19 protein-coding genes are annotated in these 19,766 nt (G+C 55.6%); 14 read left to right on the plus strand and 5 right to left on the minus strand.

Annotated elements, in window-relative coordinates; translation table 11 throughout:
• Window positions 1-5: 5 nt before the first annotated feature.
• From imuA to MID00_RS18370, 5 genes are all read left to right on the plus strand, one after another.
• Window positions 6-743: a translesion DNA synthesis-associated protein ImuA gene (gene imuA, locus MID00_RS18350; protein WP_254499278.1), complete on the plus strand. Its 738-nt coding sequence runs from the start codon at window positions 6-8 to the stop codon at window positions 741-743.
• Complete coding sequence (locus tag MID00_RS18355) at window positions 700-1,983, plus strand: DNA polymerase Y family protein (RefSeq protein ID WP_009454204.1); 1,284 nt, start codon at window positions 700-702, stop codon at window positions 1,981-1,983. Before imuA ends, MID00_RS18355 begins: the two co-directional genes overlap by 44 nt.
• A complete protein-coding gene (locus tag MID00_RS18360) occupies window positions 1,980-5,177 on the plus strand; it encodes an error-prone DNA polymerase (protein WP_254499280.1) in 3,198 nt (1,065 codons plus the stop codon). The genes MID00_RS18355 and MID00_RS18360 overlap by 4 nt, the downstream gene beginning before the upstream one ends.
• 65 nt (window positions 5,178-5,242) lie before the next feature.
• Window positions 5,243-5,704, plus strand: a complete 462-nt coding sequence (locus MID00_RS18365) for a GatB/YqeY domain-containing protein (protein ID WP_009454206.1) — start codon at window positions 5,243-5,245, stop codon at window positions 5,702-5,704.
• The gene (locus MID00_RS18370) at window positions 5,701-6,120 is read left to right on the plus strand and encodes a PaaI family thioesterase (RefSeq protein ID WP_009454207.1); all 420 of its coding nucleotides are present in this window, start codon (window positions 5,701-5,703) and stop codon (window positions 6,118-6,120) included. Before MID00_RS18365 ends, MID00_RS18370 begins: the two co-directional genes overlap by 4 nt.
• Window positions 6,121-6,249: 129 nt before the next feature.
• Here MID00_RS18370 and MID00_RS18375 read toward each other — a convergent pair whose 3' ends face one another.
• Window positions 6,250-7,350 carry an alkene reductase gene (locus MID00_RS18375; RefSeq protein WP_009454209.1) on the minus strand — a complete coding sequence of 367 codons (1,101 nt, stop codon included), beginning with the start codon at window positions 7,348-7,350 and terminating at the stop codon, window positions 6,250-6,252.
• Between the two features lie 156 nt (window positions 7,351-7,506).
• Between MID00_RS18375 and MID00_RS18380 the strand changes: the two genes are divergently transcribed.
• The 5 genes from MID00_RS18380 to MID00_RS18400 all read left to right on the plus strand — a co-directional run bounded on the left by MID00_RS18380 (window position 7,507) and on the right by MID00_RS18400 (window position 11,648).
• Window positions 7,507-8,160, plus strand: coding sequence for a TrkA family potassium uptake protein (locus tag MID00_RS18380; protein ID WP_009454211.1), 654 nt, complete (start codon window positions 7,507-7,509; stop codon window positions 8,158-8,160).
• A 3-nt stretch (window positions 8,161-8,163) separates the two neighbouring features.
• Complete coding sequence (locus MID00_RS18385; RefSeq protein ID WP_009454213.1) at window positions 8,164-9,531, plus strand: TrkH family potassium uptake protein; 1,368 nt, start codon at window positions 8,164-8,166, stop codon at window positions 9,529-9,531.
• Window positions 9,532-9,663: 132 nt separating this feature from the next.
• Window positions 9,664-9,864 (plus strand): hypothetical protein, encoded by a 201-nt coding sequence (locus MID00_RS18390; protein WP_223254031.1) that lies wholly within the window; start codon window positions 9,664-9,666, stop codon window positions 9,862-9,864.
• Window positions 9,865-9,940: 76 nt separating this feature from the next.
• On the plus strand, window positions 9,941-10,552 hold the full coding sequence (locus tag MID00_RS18395; protein ID WP_128831586.1) for a hypothetical protein: 612 nt from the start codon (window positions 9,941-9,943) through the stop codon (window positions 10,550-10,552).
• A 154-nt stretch (window positions 10,553-10,706) separates the two neighbouring features.
• Complete coding sequence (locus tag MID00_RS18400; protein ID WP_254499281.1) at window positions 10,707-11,648, plus strand: SUMF1/EgtB/PvdO family nonheme iron enzyme; 942 nt, start codon at window positions 10,707-10,709, stop codon at window positions 11,646-11,648.
• Here MID00_RS18400 and MID00_RS18405 read toward each other — a convergent pair.
• From MID00_RS18405 to MID00_RS18415, 3 genes are read right to left on the minus strand one after another with little or no spacing between them, the layout of a single operon-like run.
• Window positions 11,645-12,259, minus strand: coding sequence for a helix-turn-helix domain-containing protein (locus MID00_RS18405; protein WP_254499282.1), 615 nt, complete (start codon window positions 12,257-12,259; stop codon window positions 11,645-11,647). The two genes, MID00_RS18400 and MID00_RS18405, sit on opposite strands and share 4 nt — an antisense overlap.
• On the minus strand, window positions 12,249-13,322 hold the full coding sequence (locus MID00_RS18410; protein WP_035273217.1) for a membrane protein: 1,074 nt from the start codon (window positions 13,320-13,322) through the stop codon (window positions 12,249-12,251). The genes MID00_RS18405 and MID00_RS18410 overlap by 11 nt, the downstream gene beginning before the upstream one ends.
• A gap of 35 nt (window positions 13,323-13,357) precedes the next feature.
• On the minus strand, window positions 13,358-14,488 hold the full coding sequence (locus MID00_RS18415) for an FAD-binding oxidoreductase (protein ID WP_009454225.1): 1,131 nt from the start codon (window positions 14,486-14,488) through the stop codon (window positions 13,358-13,360).
• Window positions 14,489-14,593: 105 nt separating this feature from the next.
• Here MID00_RS18415 and MID00_RS18420 point away from each other — a divergent pair, with 105 nt between their 5' ends.
• Window positions 14,594-14,872 (plus strand): D-serine dehydratase, encoded by a 279-nt coding sequence (locus MID00_RS18420; protein ID WP_254499283.1) that lies wholly within the window; start codon window positions 14,594-14,596, stop codon window positions 14,870-14,872.
• Window positions 14,873-14,941: 69 nt separating this feature from the next.
• Here the strand turns inward: MID00_RS18420 and MID00_RS18425 are convergent, their stop codons facing one another.
• Window positions 14,942-15,859 carry an AraC family transcriptional regulator gene (locus MID00_RS18425; RefSeq protein ID WP_009454229.1) on the minus strand — a complete coding sequence of 306 codons (918 nt, stop codon included), beginning with the start codon at window positions 15,857-15,859 and terminating at the stop codon, window positions 14,942-14,944.
• Window positions 15,860-15,958: 99 nt separating this feature from the next.
• On the opposite strand from MID00_RS18425, the gene MID00_RS18430 reads away from it, so the two are divergent.
• The 3 genes from MID00_RS18430 (at window position 15,959) to MID00_RS18440 (ending at window position 19,657) form a co-directional block, all read left to right on the plus strand.
• The gene (locus MID00_RS18430; protein ID WP_254499284.1) at window positions 15,959-16,954 is read left to right on the plus strand and encodes an NAD(P)-dependent alcohol dehydrogenase; all 996 of its coding nucleotides are present in this window, start codon (window positions 15,959-15,961) and stop codon (window positions 16,952-16,954) included.
• 175 nt (window positions 16,955-17,129) lie between these two features.
• Window positions 17,130-17,447, plus strand: a complete 318-nt coding sequence (locus MID00_RS18435; RefSeq protein ID WP_254499285.1) for a DUF2946 family protein — start codon at window positions 17,130-17,132, stop codon at window positions 17,445-17,447.
• A 62-nt stretch (window positions 17,448-17,509) separates the two neighbouring features.
• On the plus strand, window positions 17,510-19,657 hold the full coding sequence (locus MID00_RS18440; protein ID WP_254499286.1) for a TonB-dependent receptor: 2,148 nt from the start codon (window positions 17,510-17,512) through the stop codon (window positions 19,655-19,657).
• The last annotated feature ends 109 nt before the right edge of the window (window positions 19,658-19,766 follow it).

Below are 19,766 nucleotides of genomic sequence, written 5' to 3' on the forward strand. Positions count from 1 at the left end.
TACCTATGGCAAGCGCACTTCGTTCCCTTTTAGATCTTCACCCTTCCCTTTGGACAGGCAAGCATTATGCGCATGCCGCAGGCACTTGCCTGCCCAGCGGGTTTGCCGCCCTGGATGACGAACTGCCAGGAGGCGGCTGGCCTGTGGGCAGTCTGATCGAACTGCATGCACAGCAAGACAGCAGTGCCTTGTCCTTGTTGTTGCCAGCCTTGAATACGCTGCAGGCAGAGCGCTTGCGTGTTTTAGTCGCCCCGCCCTATCAACCCATGCAACAACTGTGGCGTGGTACTCCTGTTACGAACGAGCAAAACAGCTCATCAGAAAACGCCTTGCCCGCCCGCATGCTCTGGATACGCAGCCAGCACCTGAACGATACCTTGTGGGCCAGTGCCCAGGCCTTGCGTCACGGCCACTGTGCGGCTGTGCTGAGCTGGCTGCCTGCCCATGTGCCTTTAGCGGCCTTGCGTCAACTACAGCTATTAGCCAGCCATAGCGACAGCCTGTTTTTTTGTTTACGTCCGGCGCACAGTCAGACCAACAGCCCCGCCCTTTTGCGTCTTGAACTTCAGACTCGCCAAGACCAGCAGGGGCAGCCCTGGCTGGATGTTCATATCCGCAAACGACGGGGGCCTCCGTGCAAGGACAGCATTGCTTTGGCCCCTCACCACACCCTGATGCCGCCAGCGGCCATTCCGTCTCATGTACCTGTGCCTGCGACTGCCCCAGAGCCTGCTTACGCCTGAGGCCAGCCCAAAACAGCAGAACGGTATTCAAGCCGTTCTGCTGCGCTACAGCCCCCAGCTGGCACAGGTTCAAGCCGATTTATGGGTACTGAATATCAGTGCCAGCATCCGGCTGTTTGGTGGTTTGCGCCGTCTGTACCAACAGGTCCGGGCTGACTTGCAAGCCCTTATTCCCGAGCCCTGCCTGGCTCTGGCACCCACTGCCCGTGCGGCCTGCTTGCTGGCTTTATCCGGACGCAAGCAGCGTCGTTGTGCACGACGTTTGCAGGCCTGTCTGAACTCGCTTCCCATCCACTTATTGGCTCCGCCTGCCGACCAGCTGCAATGGTTGCATAGTCTGGGCTGCCATACCCTGGGCCAGTTGCACCAACTCCCCCGCGATGGCCTATCCCAGCGCGGGCTGCGTGCCCTGCTGTTGCAGTTGGACCAAGCCTACGGCACACAAAGCTGGGCGCTGGAATGGGTGCATGCCGCCCCGCAATTTACAGACAAGCTGGAAATGGATACACCATCCAATAACAAACCCACCGTCTTGCGGGCCGTAAATCGCCTATTGATCAAGCTGGAGGCCTGGTTGAATCAGTACCAGCTGGCTTGTGGACGTCTGGAGCTGGTACTACGCACAGAAAGATACAAGGACTACCCCACGACCACCCGCCTGGAGTTGCAAATGGCCCGGTCCTGCTGGCGTAGCCAGGACTTTTTGCCCGTATGGCAAGAACAGTTCCAGCAACTGCAATTACAGGCGGCCGTACAGAGCATGGTGCTGCAGGCACAGCAACTACACCCGCGCCAAACTCATGCCAGCAGCCTGTTTCCCGATGCGCGTCATTGGCAAGAGCAGGATCAACAACTGTTGGAGCGCTTGCAGGCCAGGCTGGGGGCTGAACAGATTTTGACACCTGCCGCCCAAGCCAGCTATTTGCCTGAACAGGCGAATCAATGGCTCCCCTTGTCCCGCAGCCAGCCCCCCGATGCGGACCGTCCGGCTTTGCAACGTCCATGCTGGATGCTGGACCCGGCTCAGCCTTTACAACACGATCAGCAATCCCCGCTTCTGGATCAGCAGCGCTTGCGCTTGGTCCAGGGTCCAGAACGGGTACAGACAGGCTGGTGGAGCGGCACCGGGCATCAGCAGCGAGACTACTTTATTGCCCTGTGTCCGCAGGGACGCTTGTATTGGGTTTATCGGGACTTGAGCCAGGAGCATGCCTGGTATCTGCACGGAGTCTTTGGATGAAACCCCATATAGACCTGCTGTATTCCGAACTGGACTGCCTGTCCAATTACAGCTTCTTGAATGGCGCGTCCCACCCCGAAGAGCTGATCAGCCGCGCTGCCGAATTGGGCTACAAGGCGCTGGCCTTATGCGATTACGCCTCCATGGCCGGTGTGGTGCGCGCTTATGCGCAGGCCAAGTTGCATCCGGAAATCCGCCTGTTGGTTGGAAGTCGGTTCCGCTTTACGGGGGTTTGGGACAATCAGCGCCCACAAGTCGCCAAGGCTGAGACAAGAACCTGCAACGGCACTCAAACCCATGAGCTGCTGATTCTGCCGCGCAACAAGGAAGGCTACGGCAATCTCTGTCAATTCATCTCGCACCTGCACCAATCACTGGACTTGAAGCAGGAAGCCTCGATTGACTGGTCTTTTTTGCAACAAGCCCGCCAAGGTTCCCAACAACAGGTTCTGCCAGACTGTCTTGTCATCTACAAGCCGGCCTATGGCTTGGATAGCGAGCACATCCGTCTTCAAACACAGCATTTGCTGGACCTGTTTGCAGGCCGACTGTTTTTAGGCATCAGTCTGCATAGGCGCGATCAGGACATGCAGCATTTGCGCGCCGTCAGGCTGGCAGCGCAGGCATGTGGCTTGCGCTGTGCCGCGTTAGGCGGCGTCCATATGCACGTGCGCTCTCGCCAGCCTTTGCACGATACTTTGGCAGCCATACGCCTGAAAACACCTGTGCAAGAATGCGGCTGGTCCCTGGCCAGCAATGCAGAACATCACTTACGCAGTCGTTTCCAACTGGCCAATCTTTACCCGGCCGAACTGCGTGAGACCACCGATCACATCCAGGAGCTATGCCAGTTTTGTTTAAGTGAAATCAAGTACGAGTACCCGGTCGAGATTGTCCCGCCCGGTCTCAGTGGCATTGAGTATCTGCGACAGGAAACCGAGCGTGGCGCGCAAAAGCGCTACCCCAAAGGGATTAGCGACAGCTTGCGCACGCGCCTGGAAGAGGAACTCAGCCTGATTGCAGACCTTCAATACGAGTCCTACTTTCTGACTTTGCATGACATCGTCAGTTACGCGCGCAGTCAGGGGATTTTGTGCCAGGGCCGAGGCTCTGCCGCCAACTCGGCCGTGTGCTACTGCCTGGGCATTACTGAAGTTGATCCTGCCAGCAGCCATACCTTGTTTGCGCGCTTCATCAGCCGCGCACGGGCTGAACCGCCCGATATTGATGTGGACTTCGAGCACCAGCGTCGCGAAGAGGTTATTCAATACATTTACCGCAAATATGGCCGGCAACGAGCAGCCTTAACAGCGGTGATCACCACCTATAGACGCCGCAGCGCCTTGCGGGACACCGGCAAGGCGCTAAGCATTCCTTCCGCCTTGATCGAGGACTTGATTCAATGCGACCGTGCCTGGCTTAAAGACAGCCACATTCAGGATGAAGTCCTGGCACGCTTTCCCGAATGCCCGCCAGAGCAAGCGCATCAATGGTTGTCCTTGACCCGCCAGCTGATGGGCTTTCCTCGTCACCTGTCCCAGCACCCTGGCGGGTTTGTAATTTCACAAACACCCTTGCACAGGCTGGTGCCAATTCAAAACGCCGCCATGCCAGGGCGCAGCGTTGTGCAATGGGACAAGGATGATCTGGATGTGCTGGGTTTGCTGAAAGTCGATATTCTGGCCTTAGGTATGTTGAGCGCCTTGCGTCGCTGCCTGGACAGTATCAGCCAGCAAAAAGGCAAACCATTCCGCTTGCAGGACATCCCTTTGCACAGCGCCAAAACCTTTCGGATGATACGGCGCGCTGACACCATAGGCGTGTTCCAGATCGAGTCCCGCGCCCAGATGAGCATGTTGCCGCGGTTGCGTCCCCAATGCTTTTACGACTTGGTGGTGCAAGTGGCCATTGTGCGCCCCGGCCCCATTCAAGGGGGCATGGTGCATCCTTATCTGGAACGCCGTCGCGACCACAGCAAAGTCGACTACCCCGCTCCCGAAATCCGCCATGTGCTGGAACGCACCCTGGGCGTGCCTATTTTTCAGGAACAAGCCATGGAACTGGCTATGGAGGCGGCGGGTTTTTCGGCTGACAAAGCGGACGCCTTGCGACGGGCTATGGCTGCCTGGCGTCGTCGTGGTGGTTTGGGCTCTTTTGAACAGGAGTTGCTGGATGGTATGGCTGCCAAAAAATATTCTCCAGAATTTGCCAAGCGCCTGTTCGATCAGATCAGCGGTTTTGGGGAATACGGTTTTCCGGAAAGTCACTCGGCCAGCTTCGCCAAACTGGCCTGGTTCAGCGCCTATCTGAAAGCACGTTACCCGGAGCACTTTCTGGCGGCCTTGCTGAACTCTCAACCCATGGGTTTTTACGGCCCCAGCCAATTGGTCCAGGATGCACGCCGTCACGGCGTTCAGGTCTTGCCTGTTGATGTGCAATACAGCCTGTATGACAGCCACGTGTGTTCCGAGCTTGGCGGCCCGCCTCAGGTACGTCTGGGCCTGCACATGGTCAAAGGCTTGAGCGAACAAGGCGCACAAGCCATCGTAAGTTACCGGCAAAGCCACCCGGAACGTACGCTGAATCTGGCCTGCTTGCGCCAGGAGCTGGCTCTGTCAGCCCACGATCAGCAAGCGCTGGCCCAGGCCCATGCTTTACGCAGTGCTTATAGCCAACGCCGCCACAGTGTTTGGGACGCCCGACGCCCCAGTCAGGCAGGATTGCTTAGTCATGCTGAAACGCCGGAGCACACCCCGAATTTGCCACGAGCCAGTGTGGGACTGGAAGTGTTAAGTGATTATCAGGCCGTGGGCTTGAGCCTGAATCGTCACCCCCTGTCCTTGCTACGCACACAGTTGTCCCCCTTGCGATTCTCCACCGCAGAACAACTCAACCAAGCTTGCCCGGATAGGCGGCTGGCACGAGCCTGCGGGCTGGTGACCACCCGCCAACGCCCCGGCACCGCCAAAGGCACCGTATTTGTAACGCTGGAAGATGAAACCGGCAGTGTCAATGTCATCGTGCGTGAAGAGTTGGCGCAGGCGCAATCTCAGGCCTTGCTTCAATCTCGCCTGCTGGGTGTCTATGGTGTCTGGCAACGGGATGGAAGCGTTTGCCATTTAATTGCCCGCCGTCTGGTATCCATGAATCACCTGATTGGTGATCTGGTCGCACGCAGCCGGGATTTTCAATAATCGGATTTTTCCCTACCCCCGCCCTGCGTTAAACTAGGGCTTTGCCCGTTCAACCAGGAACCACCATGAGTCAAACACTCAAAACCCGTTTAGCTGAAGATATCAAAACGGCGATGCGCGCTCGCGATAGCGGACGCCTGGAGACCTTGCGTTTTCTGCAAGCCGCGATCAAACAACGCGAAGTGGACGAACGTACCGAGCTGGGCGATGCTGAAGTAAGCAGCATCATTGAAAAACAAGTCAAGCAACGCCGCGAATCCATCCAGGCTTTTGAATCTGCTGGCCGTACCGAAAGCGCCGAGAAAGAAAAATCCGAATTGCTGATTCTGCAGGAATACCTGCCACAGCAAGCCGATAGCGCCGAAATTGACGCGACCATTGCCGATGCGATTACCCAGGCTCAGGCTGACGGCGCTCAAGGCCCCGCATTGATGGGCAAAGTCATGGGGCTGGTGAAAGCCAAACTGGCTGGCCGTGCCGATATGTCCCAGGTTTCCGCTCAAGTGAAGCAAAAGCTGAACCCATGAAGCATTTGCAGGCCGAACTGGCGCAGCCCAAACAGGACTTTTTCGGCACACATATCCCCCTGATGCAGCACCTGGGCCTGCAAACCGTGAGCAGCACCGAGCAGGAAGTGATTACTTTTCTGCCCTGGCAAGCCTGTAATGCCAACTCCCGTGCCGATGTGCACGGGGGCACCTTGATGGCGATTCTGGATTTCACCCTTAGCGCCGCCGCACGGGCACAACGTCCTGGCTCAGGGATGGCCACCATAGACATGAACTCGCAGTTTCTACTGCCTGCTCGTGGCGATGTCTGGTTCAAGGCCCAATGCCTGTATCTGGAAGGCGATACCGCTTACTGCGAAGGTGGCGGGTATGACGAGAAGGAACGCTTGCTGGTTAAAGCGGCAGCCACTTTTCGAGTGGTGCGCGGTAGCTGAACACCAGGTGCAATACACCTTGGAAAGTGGCACGCTGCCCCAAACTGCTACCGATCTACAATAAAGCCCATTAAAAAAGCCCGTATCAAACGGGCTTTTTTATTTCCACCTACTTAATCACAGGCAAGCTTAATGCGCCTGCAAATCCTCACCCACAGGCTGATCCCATTCCGGGTTAGATTTCAAAAATGGATAATCCGTATAGCCTTTAGGCCCCTGGGTGTAAAACGAATCCCGATCCCAGCCATTCAAGGGCGCACGCAACTGCAAACGCAAGGGCAAGTCCGGATTGGACAAAAAAGCCTTACCGAACGACACGGCGTCTGCCATGCCTTTGGATAAAGTGGTCTGTGCTGTCGGCAAATCGAAATGTTCGTTAGCGATAATCGCGCCACCAAACTGGCATTTGATCATGGGCAACAAGCTGTCCGAAGCCGGGCTTTCGCGCAGGAACAAAAAGGCAATATCACGGCGATCCAGTTCGCAAGCCACGTAAGAGAACAAACGGGCCGGATCGGAATCCTTCATGCCATGCAAGCCACCACGGGGGGACAAATGCACACCGACTCGGCCAGCGCCCCAAATGGCGACACAGGCGTCCACAATCTCCAACAGGAAACGAGCCCGGTTTTCAATCGAGCCACCGTAAGCATCCGTGCGGGTATTGGAGCCATCATGCAGGAACTGGTCGATCAGGTAGCCATTGGCACCGTGTATCTCCACCCCATCAAAGCCGGCGCTCAGCGCGTTTTGAGCGGCAACGGCAAAGTCGTCCACAATATCGGCAATTTCTTCACTGCGCAGGGCACGCGGCACCACAAAAGGACGCTCGGGGCTTAAATGGCTGACCATGCCCTCACAGGCAATTGCGCTGGGTGCAACCGGCATTTGGCCATTCAGAAATTCCGGATCAGACACACGCCCCACATGCCACAATTGCAAGACAATACGGCCACCCTTGGCATGGACGGCTTCGGTAATCGTGCGCCACGCATCTACCTGTGCACTACTCCAGATGCCCGGCGTGTGGGCATAGCCCACACCTTGCGGCGATACCGAAGTGGCTTCGGCTACAATCAGCCCCGCGCTGGCCCGCTGGCAATAGTACATACGCATCAAATCATTGGGCATACGGCCCTCCGAGGCGCGTGCGCGTGTCATGGGCGCCATGATGATGCGGTTCATGAGTTCAATATCACCCAGTTTGATTGGATCAAACAAACTAACCATTGTTTTACACTGTCCACTATTGATGTTTCCGCCAGGGCTTGAACGACACGCGCCCAAGGGAATACCCGATAAGGGTTTTTACCAGATATGTCTTTATACCATCAACGCTTAATTTGGCTTGAAATTGTTTCAAGCATCAAACGGATCAAATAAGCTATGGCACAGTTCGCCGTCATAGGATTAGGCCGCTTCGGTTCGGCCTGCGCCCTGGAACTCATGAAAATGGGCCACTCCGTACTGGGAGTGGATACCAATCCGAAACTGGTCAACAAATATGCGGACCAATTAAACCGTGCCGTCATTGCCGATGTCACTGACCGCCAGGCTCTGGAAGAGCTGGGGCTGGACAATTATGACGTAGTTCTGGTTGCGATTGGAGCTGATATTGAATCCTGCCTCGTTTGCGTGGTTCACCTGAAAAGTTTTGGTGTCCCGACAATCTGGGCCAAAGCCATTTCCCATACCCAGCATTTGATTCTGGCCAAGATTGGTGTGAACCGGATTATTCACCCCGAAGAAGAAATGGGCATACGAGTCGCCCAAATGCTCAGCTACCCCATGGTCAACGATTACATTTCCCTGGGTAACGGCGATTATGTTGTGGAAGTCACCGCCAGCGACAATATGAACGGCCAGACCATCAAGGACATATTGCGCGAGCAAATGGCCGACGTGCAGGTCCTGCTGGTCAAACGTCGTGGCCAAACCACCATCCAGCCCGATGCTGATTTTGCCCTGCATGCCAAGGATCTGCTGATCCTGCTTGGACAACTGCAAGCACTTCGTACCGCCGCCCCCAAATTGGTCTGATGTATGCGCAATTGGCTGCCTAATAGTCTGACTCGCCGTCTTGAGGTCAATCCTCATACCCGCACCCTGAGCGCCAGCCCGCCACTGGTGCTGGCGCTGGGTTTTATGGCCCTGATTATTCTGGGCGCGATTTTGCTGAGCCTGCCACAAGCAGCTACGCCCCGGCTGGGGATTTTTCAGGCGCTGTTCATGGCTACCTCGGCCGTCACTGTCACGGGCCTGGCGGTCATTGATCCGGCAACAGACTTGACGCACTTTGGGCAAATTGTGCTGGCGCTGCTCGTGCAAATTGGCGGTATGGGCTTTGTGACCTTTGCCGTGATTGCGGCCATCACCATGCACAAACGCATCAGTGTCAGCCAGCAGGCACTGGCACTGGAGGCTTTTAATCAAACCAGCGTGTCCCGCATCCGCAGTACAGCCTTTCAAGTGTTCAAGATTGCTGCCCTGATTGAGCTGATCGCCGCCGCCATTCTGTTTCTGCGATGGACCATTGATTTACCGTGGACCACAGCCCTTTATCGCGCCTTGTTCCATGCGGTCACGGCTTTCAATAATGCGGGCTTCTCGCTATTTCATGACTCCTTGATCCCCATTTCCGGGGATTTCGTGTCAGTCATGACCTTGTCCGGCCTGATTATTTTGGGCGGGATTGGCTTTACCGTACTGGCCGACGTAGGCCAGAAAAAACGCTGGCAAACACTTTTGCCGTACACAAAGCTGATCCTGATCGGAACACTCATCCTGAACCTGATTGGTTTTTTCAGTCTCTGGGCGCTGGAATTCACGAATCCAAATACGTTGGGCATGCTGGGCCTGGGCGATCAGGCGCTGGCCGCCTGGATGCAGAATGCGGCCACCCGTACCGCGGGTTTTACCACCATGGACATTGCCAGCCTGCGCGACAGCACTCAGTTGACCCTGATTGTGCTGATGCTGATTGGTGGCGGCTCGCTCAGTACGGCCAGCGGTATCAAAATCGGCACCTTGATTGTCTTGCTGGCGGCGGTACGCTCCTACATCCGTCAACGCGAAGAAGTGGTCTTGATGGAACGCAGCGTGGCTCCAGAAACCGTACAGAAAGCCCTGGCCCTTTTCCTGATTACCGGCGCACTGTACTTCATCAGCGTCTTGCTGCTGACCTTGTTTGAGGACATGCCCATTACCAGCCTGCTGTTTGAAGCCGCGTCGGCCTTGAGTACCACCGGCATGAGTCACGGCATTACCCACAAGCTGTCCACGCCTAGCCAGATCCTGATCATGGTGCTGATGTTTGCAGGCCGACTCGGGCCTCTAACCTTGATTTACTCGCTGGCCACACGCAAACGCAGCCGTATTCGCTACCCGGAAGGCAACTTCCAAGTGGGCTAGACCTGTCGCTAAACCACAGATATACAAGAAGTTTTAAGAAAAACGACTATTGTCACCGAATTTTGGTATGGTTAATGGATGTAAACATCGAACAACTACTGATCAGGATGCAGGCTTATGGATCACAGGAAGATGGCTACTTTAACCAAGCGCGCTGGCACCGGGCTTAGCGCGCTTTGCCGGGAACTGACCAGCCGTGGGATTAGCTACCACCCGCTGGTCGAAATGTATCAAAGTCAAATGGCCGTTATTGGTTTGCTCAGTGACGAAGTTGTCGCCCTGCGCAAAGAGCTGGACGATCTAAAAAAAGTAGTTAAGAAAAACGGCTCATGAGCCGTTTATTTTTTTGCCTGCGATTAAGGCCCCCATTCCCCTGCCTACACCTCTTGAAGCGGCCCTGTTCACATCCATGACTGTCACCCTGCCCCGTTTTTGGCTGTGCGCCGCTTTAGCCTTGTGTTCTGCCACTGCCTACAGTCAAAACGATCGGGTTCTATCTACACAAAAGCAGCCAGGCTCCCTTCCCGGCATTGCGCCTATCCCGCCTGCGGCCCCCGTTCTGAACTACGGGACGACCTTGTTCACGCCCGACTATCAGGGTGTGCGCCTGCATACTTACCTGGATGAATGGCAGCGTCAGACTCAGCTGGACTCCGGGGAACTGGCAACTCCGGCGCGTCAGGACAATCTGTTTATCGTCTTGCACTACCGCTACACCAACACCAGCCCACGCCCACTGAGCCCGCAGATCCATCGGCCACGCCTGTTTCTGGTTGACCCTTCAGGCCAGAAAGTAGCGCCCAATCAGCGAGCGACACAGGACTATCGCTACGCTCATGATCTGGACACGGTTGGCCCTGACAAAATCAACCCCTTGGTGAGCGTTTCGGATGTCGCAGTCTTTGAGATCAGCCCAGCCTTGTTTGATGCCACTCGCTGGCACTTTATGATCCAGGAAGGCCAGGCTATCCGCATTCCTTTGACGGTTGTCCCTGAAAAACCGTCTAAAAACGCCGAATAAACATAATAGACGCCCCCTCCATACCAATAAATCATTAAACTCTGCGCTCAGACAGACCCGTCTTATAAACAGGCATGGAATAATACGGGGCCATATAAGCGAAATTAATCGACAAAGCTCTCAGCTCACATGCGGTGAGAGCAAGGAAACAAGATTGCGTCATACCCCCTTTCGGATCAGCGCCACCCTCATCGTTGCCAGCGTCCTGCTCCTGCTGGTGCTGAGATCACTACCCACGCGCCCCGAACCCGGTCCTGAACTGATCCAGGTAGAAGGCGGCTCTTTTATGGCCGGCAATTTTCAGGTTCCCATGCGTAACTCCGACGGTGAGTTGTCCGTGCAATGGGTGGCACAGCCGGATCAGGGGGCTCTGGAGCCCTACCCGGTAGAGGTCAACGCCTTTTCCATCATGAAAAAAGAGGCAACTAACGCCTTGTACGATCGTTTCTTGAAGCAAACCAAGCGCCCTGCGCGCTGGCAGCCGGTAAAAGGCGATGGCGAACAGGTCGCCAATATGCCCTACGACGAAGCCGAAGCCTTTTGCGCCTGGTTAGGAAAAAACAACGGCCTGGACATGCGCCTGCCTACAGAGGCTGAATGGGAATACGCGGCCCGCAGCCGTGGCCAGCCCTTTCCCTGGGCAACCGACAACGGCCAGTGGCAGGCAGGCCGCAACGTGCCTGAGCAAGGCAATGAAGCAGACAAAAACAAGACGGGCGCCTTCCCACCCAATCCGCTGGGCATTCAGGATATGGCCAATGGCCTGCATGAATGGGTGATCTCAGACCCGACCCGTGATCCAGCCCACGTACGGATTTTCAAAGGTGGCAGCAATGAGGGAGCCAGCTCACGCCACACCATCCCCACACGCGGCATTGTCTTTCCCTTGTCGGAAGCGGCTATTGACGCCAAGCCCGAACTGGCTCGTCTGAAAGGCCGCCCAGTAGGCACGGTGTATTTCCAGCACGCCACCGCGCGTTGTGTGGCTCCCTTGAAAACCAACGGCACGCCACCCACATCGGTTACGCAAAACACCATCCTGCCAACGATTTTTGATGATGTAACGGACAAGCGCAAACCAAGCGACGAACCTTAAACAATCCCCGGCGGCAAGCCGCTGGTACAGACAGCCACAACCTTGGCGTCGTCTTCGCTGGTGGATAAATAGATATGTCCGATACCGCTGTCAAAATACGCTGACTCGTGGACTTCCAGAAACAGGGTTTCGCCAGTTTCAAACTGAATGGCAATAGAGCCGGACAGCACAATCACAAACTCCTGCCCAGCGTGACGGATATAGTCGTCAAACTCGCTGGCATCGCGTGAATCAATCACGGCCAGAATCGGATTCATGTGCTTGCCGCTGAGCTCGCCAAACAACAGGCCGTATTCATAGTTGCGGGTGGCATAGCCAGGGGTGGCCGTAGATTTATGGCTGGAAATGCCCACTTCGGTGGTGGGCAATGGCTGCGCGTTTTCCTGATCGGGAACGGCAAACAAAGAGCCAACTTCAATATTCAGGGCACGGGCCAGGACCACAAACTTTTCATAGCTTAAAGTGACCTGCCCCAATTCTGCTTTGGAAATAGTGGACAGCGCCAAGCCGGTTTTTTCAGACAACTGCTTGAGTGTCTGTTTTTGATTATGTCGGGCTTGGCGCAGGCGGGTTCCTACCTGTTCCTTGCTGAGCAGTTCATTACGTAGCATTCCTGGATTGTAAGCGGCGCAAACGGAACCAGGCAATCAGAATCCAGGCCATCAAAACAAAGCCCAGGTAACCGAAAAACGGATATACCGTACCCACCAGATTGATGAAACCAATCTTGGCGCCCACCAGTCCCAGCACCCCGGCAATAGCCGTACCGATATTGAATTTACGGGTATTGGGCGTAAAAATCCGGGCCGAGAAGGAATACAGCACACCCACCGAGGTTGTCAGAATCATGGCGAAAATCACCACGGACATAATGGTTCCCAGCAGTTTGGACTGTTCAGTAGCCAGCATCAGCATGGGCAAGGCCGCCGAGCCAATCGTATCGATACGGCCAAACACACCGGCGCTGATCAGCACGATCAAAAAGCCCAGCAACAAACCACCTACCAGTCCACCGAGCAAGGCATTGCGCCGAGAAGTCGCTTGCGCACCGGCAATCATCAGGAACGGTGCCCCCACCACCATGTTGTAGGACACGTACAGCAAAGAGCCAACCAGCCAATGCCCCGCACCTTGTGGTTTAGTCTGCGCAATCACATCCAGTTCTTCTAATGGCAAATCCCGCGTATTCCAGCTGTAAATACACAGGAAAATCATCATCAGAACCAGGATAGGCGTGACGCTGCCAATAAAGGCCATCACCCGATCCACGCGCAAGAACACAATCAGCACGGTAATCAGCATGACGGCGATACTGCCGTATTGCGCCGGCACGCCCCATTGCTGCTCCATCAGCGAGCCGCCACCAGCAAACATCACCACGGCAATCGCATACATGAAGAAGGTAATCATGATGTCGACCACCACACCCAGACGCGGCCCACAAATCAGATACAAGCCCTCTTTGAAGGAATGCGATACCGAAACCTGGCTAAGCTCCCCCACCGCCATGCCCAGTATCGTGAAGCACAGACCACTGACCACCCCTCCCAGCAGCCCCCAATACCCAAAGCTGCTGAAAAACTGCAATATCTCTTGTCCTGATGCAAAGCCGGCCCCCACCACCACACCGACAAAGGCCATCGCAATGCCCAGGATATTTTTTATATTCGACATGCTTTCTCCTCCGGGAGATCAAAGTGCTGCTGTTTTTATGTTCTGAAACGAGCGGGTGATACCACAGCCGGATCAATATTCAGGGCCTTCAAAGAATCGGGCAGATCCTGCTTTTGCAACAAACTGGCCGCCAGCAAGGACGCGCCTGCGGCGGTCTGAATCCCATAGCCACCTTGACCGGCCAGCCAGAAAAAGCCGGGGCAGTGTGCATCCTGACCAATCACCAGCTCGCCATCAGGAGCAAAACTGCGCAGCCCCGCCCAAGTGTGGCTGGGACGACGGATACGGAGCTGAGTGCGCTCTTCAATACGGTAAATACCGGTGGCCACATCCAGCTCTTCAGCCACGACATCATGGGCATCCACGTCGTCGGCATTGGCAGGCGAACCCAGCAACATGCCAGCATCGGGCTTGAAGTAAAACTCTTCGCCAATATCAATGACGGCGGGCCAGTCACGATGATCCACACCTTCGGGCGGCGAAAACAGGAAGGCGGAACGGCGTTTGGGTTGAATGCCCAAGGCCTGCACGCCACAGCGTTCTGCCAAGGTATCAGCCCAGGCACCCGCCGCATTGACCAGCACACGAGTGCGCAAACTTGCAGGCTCGGCGTTGAGCTGAACTTCCCAACATTCGCCATCCCACTTGGCCGACACCACTTCCGTATCCAGACGCAGTTTCACACCCTTGGCTTGTGCACCTTTCAGAAACCCTTGGTGCAAGGCATGTACATCCATGTCCTGACCCTGACCGTCATACAAGGCACCGGCCAATTGCGCAGGGTCCAGACAGGGCACCATGGCCAAGGCTTCTTCGGCACTCAAGCGGCTAACATCCAGACCTTGTTCATGCCAATCCTGATACTGGCTGTCCAGCAAATCCTGCTGATCGGCGGTCCCCACATACAGCACACCGCGCGGCAGCAAAATTGGCTGATCGCTAAAGCCCGCGGGTGGATGGCTGAAAAAATCATTGCCCGCAACAGTCAAGGCACGAATCGTTTCCGTACCGTAGGTTTCAACAAACATCGCGGCCGAGCGTCCCGTGGAGTGATACGCAGCATGGGACTCTCTTTCCAGAACCAGCACTTGGGCACTTTCGGGCAAACGGTAGGCCAAAGACACGCCTGCCATCCCGGCTCCAACAATTACGTAGTCGTACACCATAAAATTCTCATATCCGATAATTGAGGGCTAATAGTAGGTCTTTCCAAGAAAAACATCCAAGAGGGTTTTTACTAGGCGGACACTTCGGGCTTCGTGGGCAAAGCCATGCAGCGTCTGTTCGACGGCTATTACACCGTCACGGACGAAGAGTTATACCGTTTGATGGCCATTGCCTATGAGCAGGACAAGGTCAAACTGGAACCCTCCGCCCTGGCTGGCGTGCCCGGCATGGCGCGGGTATTGAACTCGCCTGAATATCTGCAGCGTATGGGTTTTACGCATGTTCAGCTGGAGAACGCTACCCACCTGGTTTGGGGAACGGGCGGTAGCATGGTGCCGGAGGCGGAGTTTCAAACCTATCTGGATAAGGGGCGCAGCCTGTAAGCGGAAACTGACAGAACAGGCTCTCAGGCAAGGCTGCGCCTGTTCAATCTTCTGACGTAGGGCCGGACATCAAACTCCGGCTCTTTGCCTCTGCCGCCACACACCGGGCGAGACTCCTTCCAAACGGCTAAAAGCACGGCTCAGGCTGGACTCATTGTCATACCCCACCTGCGCGGCAATTTGCCCTATCGTCTGCGAACCGGCTGCCAACAAAAGCTTGGCTTTATAGATACGCCAAGCCGTCAGATACGCCAAGGGAGCTTGCCCGACAGCCGCCTTGAACAAAGCAGAAAAGGTGGACCGGGACAGCCCGATCAGTGCGCCCATTTCCTCCACCGACCACGGATGCGCAATCTGCTGATGCACAGCTTGCAAGACCGGGGCCATCCTGGGGTCTCGAATACCCGCCAACAGCCCTGCCCCCAAGGAGGCGCAGTGCGATAAAGCCCGCAGCACCTGAATGAACATCACATCAACCAGACGGGCGTTAATCAGCTGAGTTCCGTAATCCCGGCTTTGCGCTTCGGTTTGCAGCACATGCAGGATGCTTTTTATGGCGACAGCATCTTCCGCCCTCAAGCGAGTGTGTACCAAGGGGCCAAGCGCACTGAACAGGGGTTCGGCAGCCAACTTGTTGAAAGCAAAGCGGGCCGTCACGATTTCAGTCAAGGCTCCATCGCCCCCATGGACGATCGGCTCAGCATGCGGATACCGAGCCAAAGTCTCACAGGAAACTAGCGGACTTTCCTTGCCGTCACACAGCGAGAATTGCACCCCTGGTTGAACAAGCATGCAGGTGTCCGCATCCAGCAGCACGGGATCGGCCCGCTGCTCTCCCTTCAAATAACAAGCCCCTTTTCTGACAATCAACAGCCGCGCATACTCGCCGGTGTCAAAGCTGACGCCCCAAGGCGCACGCAGTTGGAAGCACGCATACAAAGCATGCTGCAAACGCATGCCATCCAGAATTTCATCAAAGGGGTTCATGACTATCAGACGATAAGACAGGAAAATCGGATTTTTAACTATAGATCGTCTGAAGTCTCAGGCCTAGCATGCTCCATGCAAGTATCAACAGGAGCATGCATGGACACCTACCGTTTTACACAATATGGCAGTTTGGACTACCTGACACGAGGTCAGGAACCGCTTCCCGAACCCAGCCCCGGACAAGTGCGGGTTCAAGTCATGGCCTCGTCTTTGAACTTCAGAGACCTGTTGGTCATGAAAGATACATTGCGCTATCCCACTACGCCAGGGGCTGTACCACTGTCAGATGCAGCAGGAATCATTGATGCCCTTGGCCCCGGCGTGCAGCGCTTCAAGTTGGGCGACCGTGTCATCAACAGCTTTTTCCCGAACTGGTTCGGTGGCCCAGCCTACGCAGGCCGGGAACAATATGGTGTTGAGCATGACGGCTGGCTGACTCAATACAAAGTCGTGTCGGCAGAGGCCTTGTCGCCTATGCCCTCCCATCTGAGTTTTGAAGAGGCAGCAACCCTGCCTTGCGCAGCCTTGACGGCCTGGTCCGCACTGGCCGGTATTAATGCAGGCGATACAGTGCTGACACAAGGAGCAGGTGGCGTGTCCATTTTTGCCATTCAATTGGCCAAGGCAATGGGAGCCTGCGTCATCTCCAGCACTTCTTCAGACAATAAGTTCGACAAGCTGCTGCAGTTAGGGGCTGACAAGGTTTTCAACTACAAAGACACGCCAGAATGGTCCGAGTTTGTACGAGACTACACACATGGCGAAGGCGCAAATCGTATTGTCGATGTCGGTGGTCCGGTGACAATTGCGCAATCCATCAAAGCGATTGCTGTAGGTGGGCAAGTGTCCTTGATCGGCTCCTTGGGAAAATCCGTGCAATCGCTGGATGTCATGGATCTGGTCTTTAGTCAGGCCAACTACAAAGCCATTGGTGTAGGTAGTCGCAGTGATCTGGAAGCCATGAATCGAGTCATTAGCCAGCACCGGATCCATCCGGTGATCGACCGGGTCTTCGATTTCAAAAACGCTCATGAAGCCTACCGCTATCTGCAACAGCGCGATCGCTTTGGAAAAATCGTGATCCATCACTAATAACGGAGTCCGGGCATCAGATAAATCAAAGCTAATTGAGAAGCAGTTGTAATACAATCGCGCCATGTCTGTCCAACGGCACTGCTCTCTCGTTAAAGATGGCATAGCCTGGCAAGTTCTTTTTTGCCTGGCGATCCTGTCATTTCTGAGCCGTTCGCTGGTCCCGGCAGGCTACATGCCCGGTAGCTTGGGTGAACAGAATGGCTTCTTTTCCGTCACGCTTTGTGTCCCCGGAGGAACGCCCAGCACGATCTGGATGAGCCTGACAGGACAGGCCGATCCGCCGCAATCCAATGAACACGCGGATATGCAGAAGTGCCCTTACGCACTGGTTCTGTCCCAAGTAGCCCTGCCCAGCGCTGATATGGCAAGCCTGGATGCCCCGGTGACTCGCCAGCCTTTGTTGCTAGTACACCGTAATCAGAGCTTGCCACCCCTGCCTGCCTTGGGGCCACCGCTAGGGTCACGCGCTCCACCTGTCAACCTTGCTTGATCTCTCGTCGTCGACTGCCGTATGTGCAGTCGCTTTTCAGCGAAGTCATTCAAGGTTTTTTTATGTCCATTTTTTGTGTTTCTGCACAGGCATGCGCCGTGCAGGCCGCCCCTTTTTCGCCCTCTCTTCACTCGGCACAAAAATCACCACGCACACGAAGCAGCGTCCTGGCTCTGACCCTGCTGTTTTCCAGCTCCTGGACCAGCCTTGCTCATGCACAGACGCCAACACTGGCTCCCGTCATCGTCACTCCAGAGCGTGGTAAAAGTCTGACCGTTCCAGACCTGCAAAGCGCTCAAAAAACCATTGAACAAACCGCGGGCGGCGTGGCTTTGGTGTCCGAGAGCGCCTGGCGTGATACCAAAGCCGCCTCCATCAAAGACATCCTGGACTACACACCGGGGGTGTTTGCACAGCCCAAATGGGGAGATGATGCACGTCTGTCCATACGTGGCTCGGGCCTGTCGCGGTATTACCATCTGCGCGGCATCAGCTTATACCAGGATGGCATTCCATTAAATGACCCGGACGGCAGCAGCAATTTTCATCGCATCGACCCTACAGCCTACCGCTATACCGAGGTCTATAAAGGCGCCAATGCCTTGCAGTACGGAGCCGCTACTTTAGGTGGAGCCATCAACTTCGTCACCCCCACCGGCCATGATGCCGACGCCTTTCAAGGGCGTCTGGATACCGGTAGCTTTGGCTGGCGGCGCGTGCAACTTGGCAGCGGTTTTGCGGGCGAGAAACTGGATGGCGTGATTTCCGGCTCCTGGCAAACCCAGGATGGGTATAGGGAACAAAGTGCTGGCCATTCCTCGCGGGCCAGCGCAAACCTGGCTTGGCGGCTTTCAGACCGGGCAGAAACCCGTTTTTACTTGAGCGGCTATCAAATTCACCAGGATATTCCCGGCTCGGTCAGCCGCGATCAGGCTCTGAATAATCCACGGCAAGCTGCCAAAGCCAATAAAGAGCACGACTGGCAGCTCAACCTGGACGGAGGCCGCATCGCCAACCGCACAGTGCTGCTGATGGGAGAGACCCAATATGAACTGGGTGGCTGGTTCGAGCAAAGCACGCTACGGCACCCCATTTATCAATTTATTGATAGGGACACAAACAGCTACGGCGCTTACGGCAGGCTGGTCAACACCAGCCCGCTGGCAGGCAGAGACAACCGCTTCACGCTAGGCTTGACTTGGTCGGCAGGCAAGATTGATGCTCAAAACTCTGTAAACGTAGGAGGCAAACGGCAGGAGAAGCTGTCTGCCAGCAAAGACAGGGCCAGCAATCTGAGCGCCTATGCCGAAAACGCCTGGAGTCTTGGTTCGGACTTATCCCTGGTTACCGGCCTGCAGTACATGCACGCCCAACGCAAGCGTCAGGACTTGTATAACGGCGGCCTGCCCGCCACCCGGTCCGGGGACAAGAGCTACAACTTCTTCAATCCCAAATTAGGCCTGTTATGGGATGCAGGTCCGCAGTGGCAAATCTACGGCAATATTTCCCGCAGCGCCGAGCCGCCAACTTTTGACGACATGACGTTCTCGACCCGCAATGATCTGGATCGTCTGCAAGCTCAACGTGCCACCACCTTCGAAATAGGCACCCGGGGGGAAAACGGAAACGTGGCCTGGGATGTCTCCCTGTACCATGCCCGCGTCAAAAACGAGCTGCAATGCATCAGCGCGCCCTGGAACATTTGCGACAAAACCATCAACGCAGACCGCACAACCCATCAAGGCATAGAGCTAGGTGTGCAATGGACGGCCGCTCGTGGTTTGTTGGTACAAGGTCTGCAAAGTGACAGCCTGGACATCAAAGGCGCCTACACCTATAGCGACTTCAAATTCAACAATGATCGGGCCTGGAACAACAATCAAATGCCCGGCGTACCCAAGCATTATCTGCGGGCCGAGATTATCTACAAACACCCGTCGGGCTTTCACATTGGCCCCAATGTGGAATGGGTGCCCCAGGCCTATTACGTCGACAACGCCAATACCATCAAGACCAGCTCCTATGCCTTGCTTGGCTTGCGAGCCGGATGGGAACTCGGCCCCTACTCCTTCTATATAGATGGCCGCAATCTGACAGATCGTCGATACATCGCCAGCGCCAGCATTACCGACTATGCCACAGCCTCCTCGCCCTTGTTCGAGCCGGGCACAGGGAGATCGGTCTTTGCCGGTGTGCAGATCCAGTATTAATTCCACTTTTTTTATCTTGCTAAGGGGTTTGTCATGCCCGTCAAATCGCCACTATCACGCTTTATATGCCAGATCACTGCCTCTTGGCTGCCAACAAGTCAGCTGAGCA

Source organism: Alcaligenes sp. NLF5-7 (genome assembly GCF_024266725.1).
In the GTDB taxonomy this organism is placed as follows: Bacteria; Pseudomonadota; Gammaproteobacteria; order Burkholderiales; family Burkholderiaceae_B; genus Alcaligenes; species Alcaligenes phenolicus.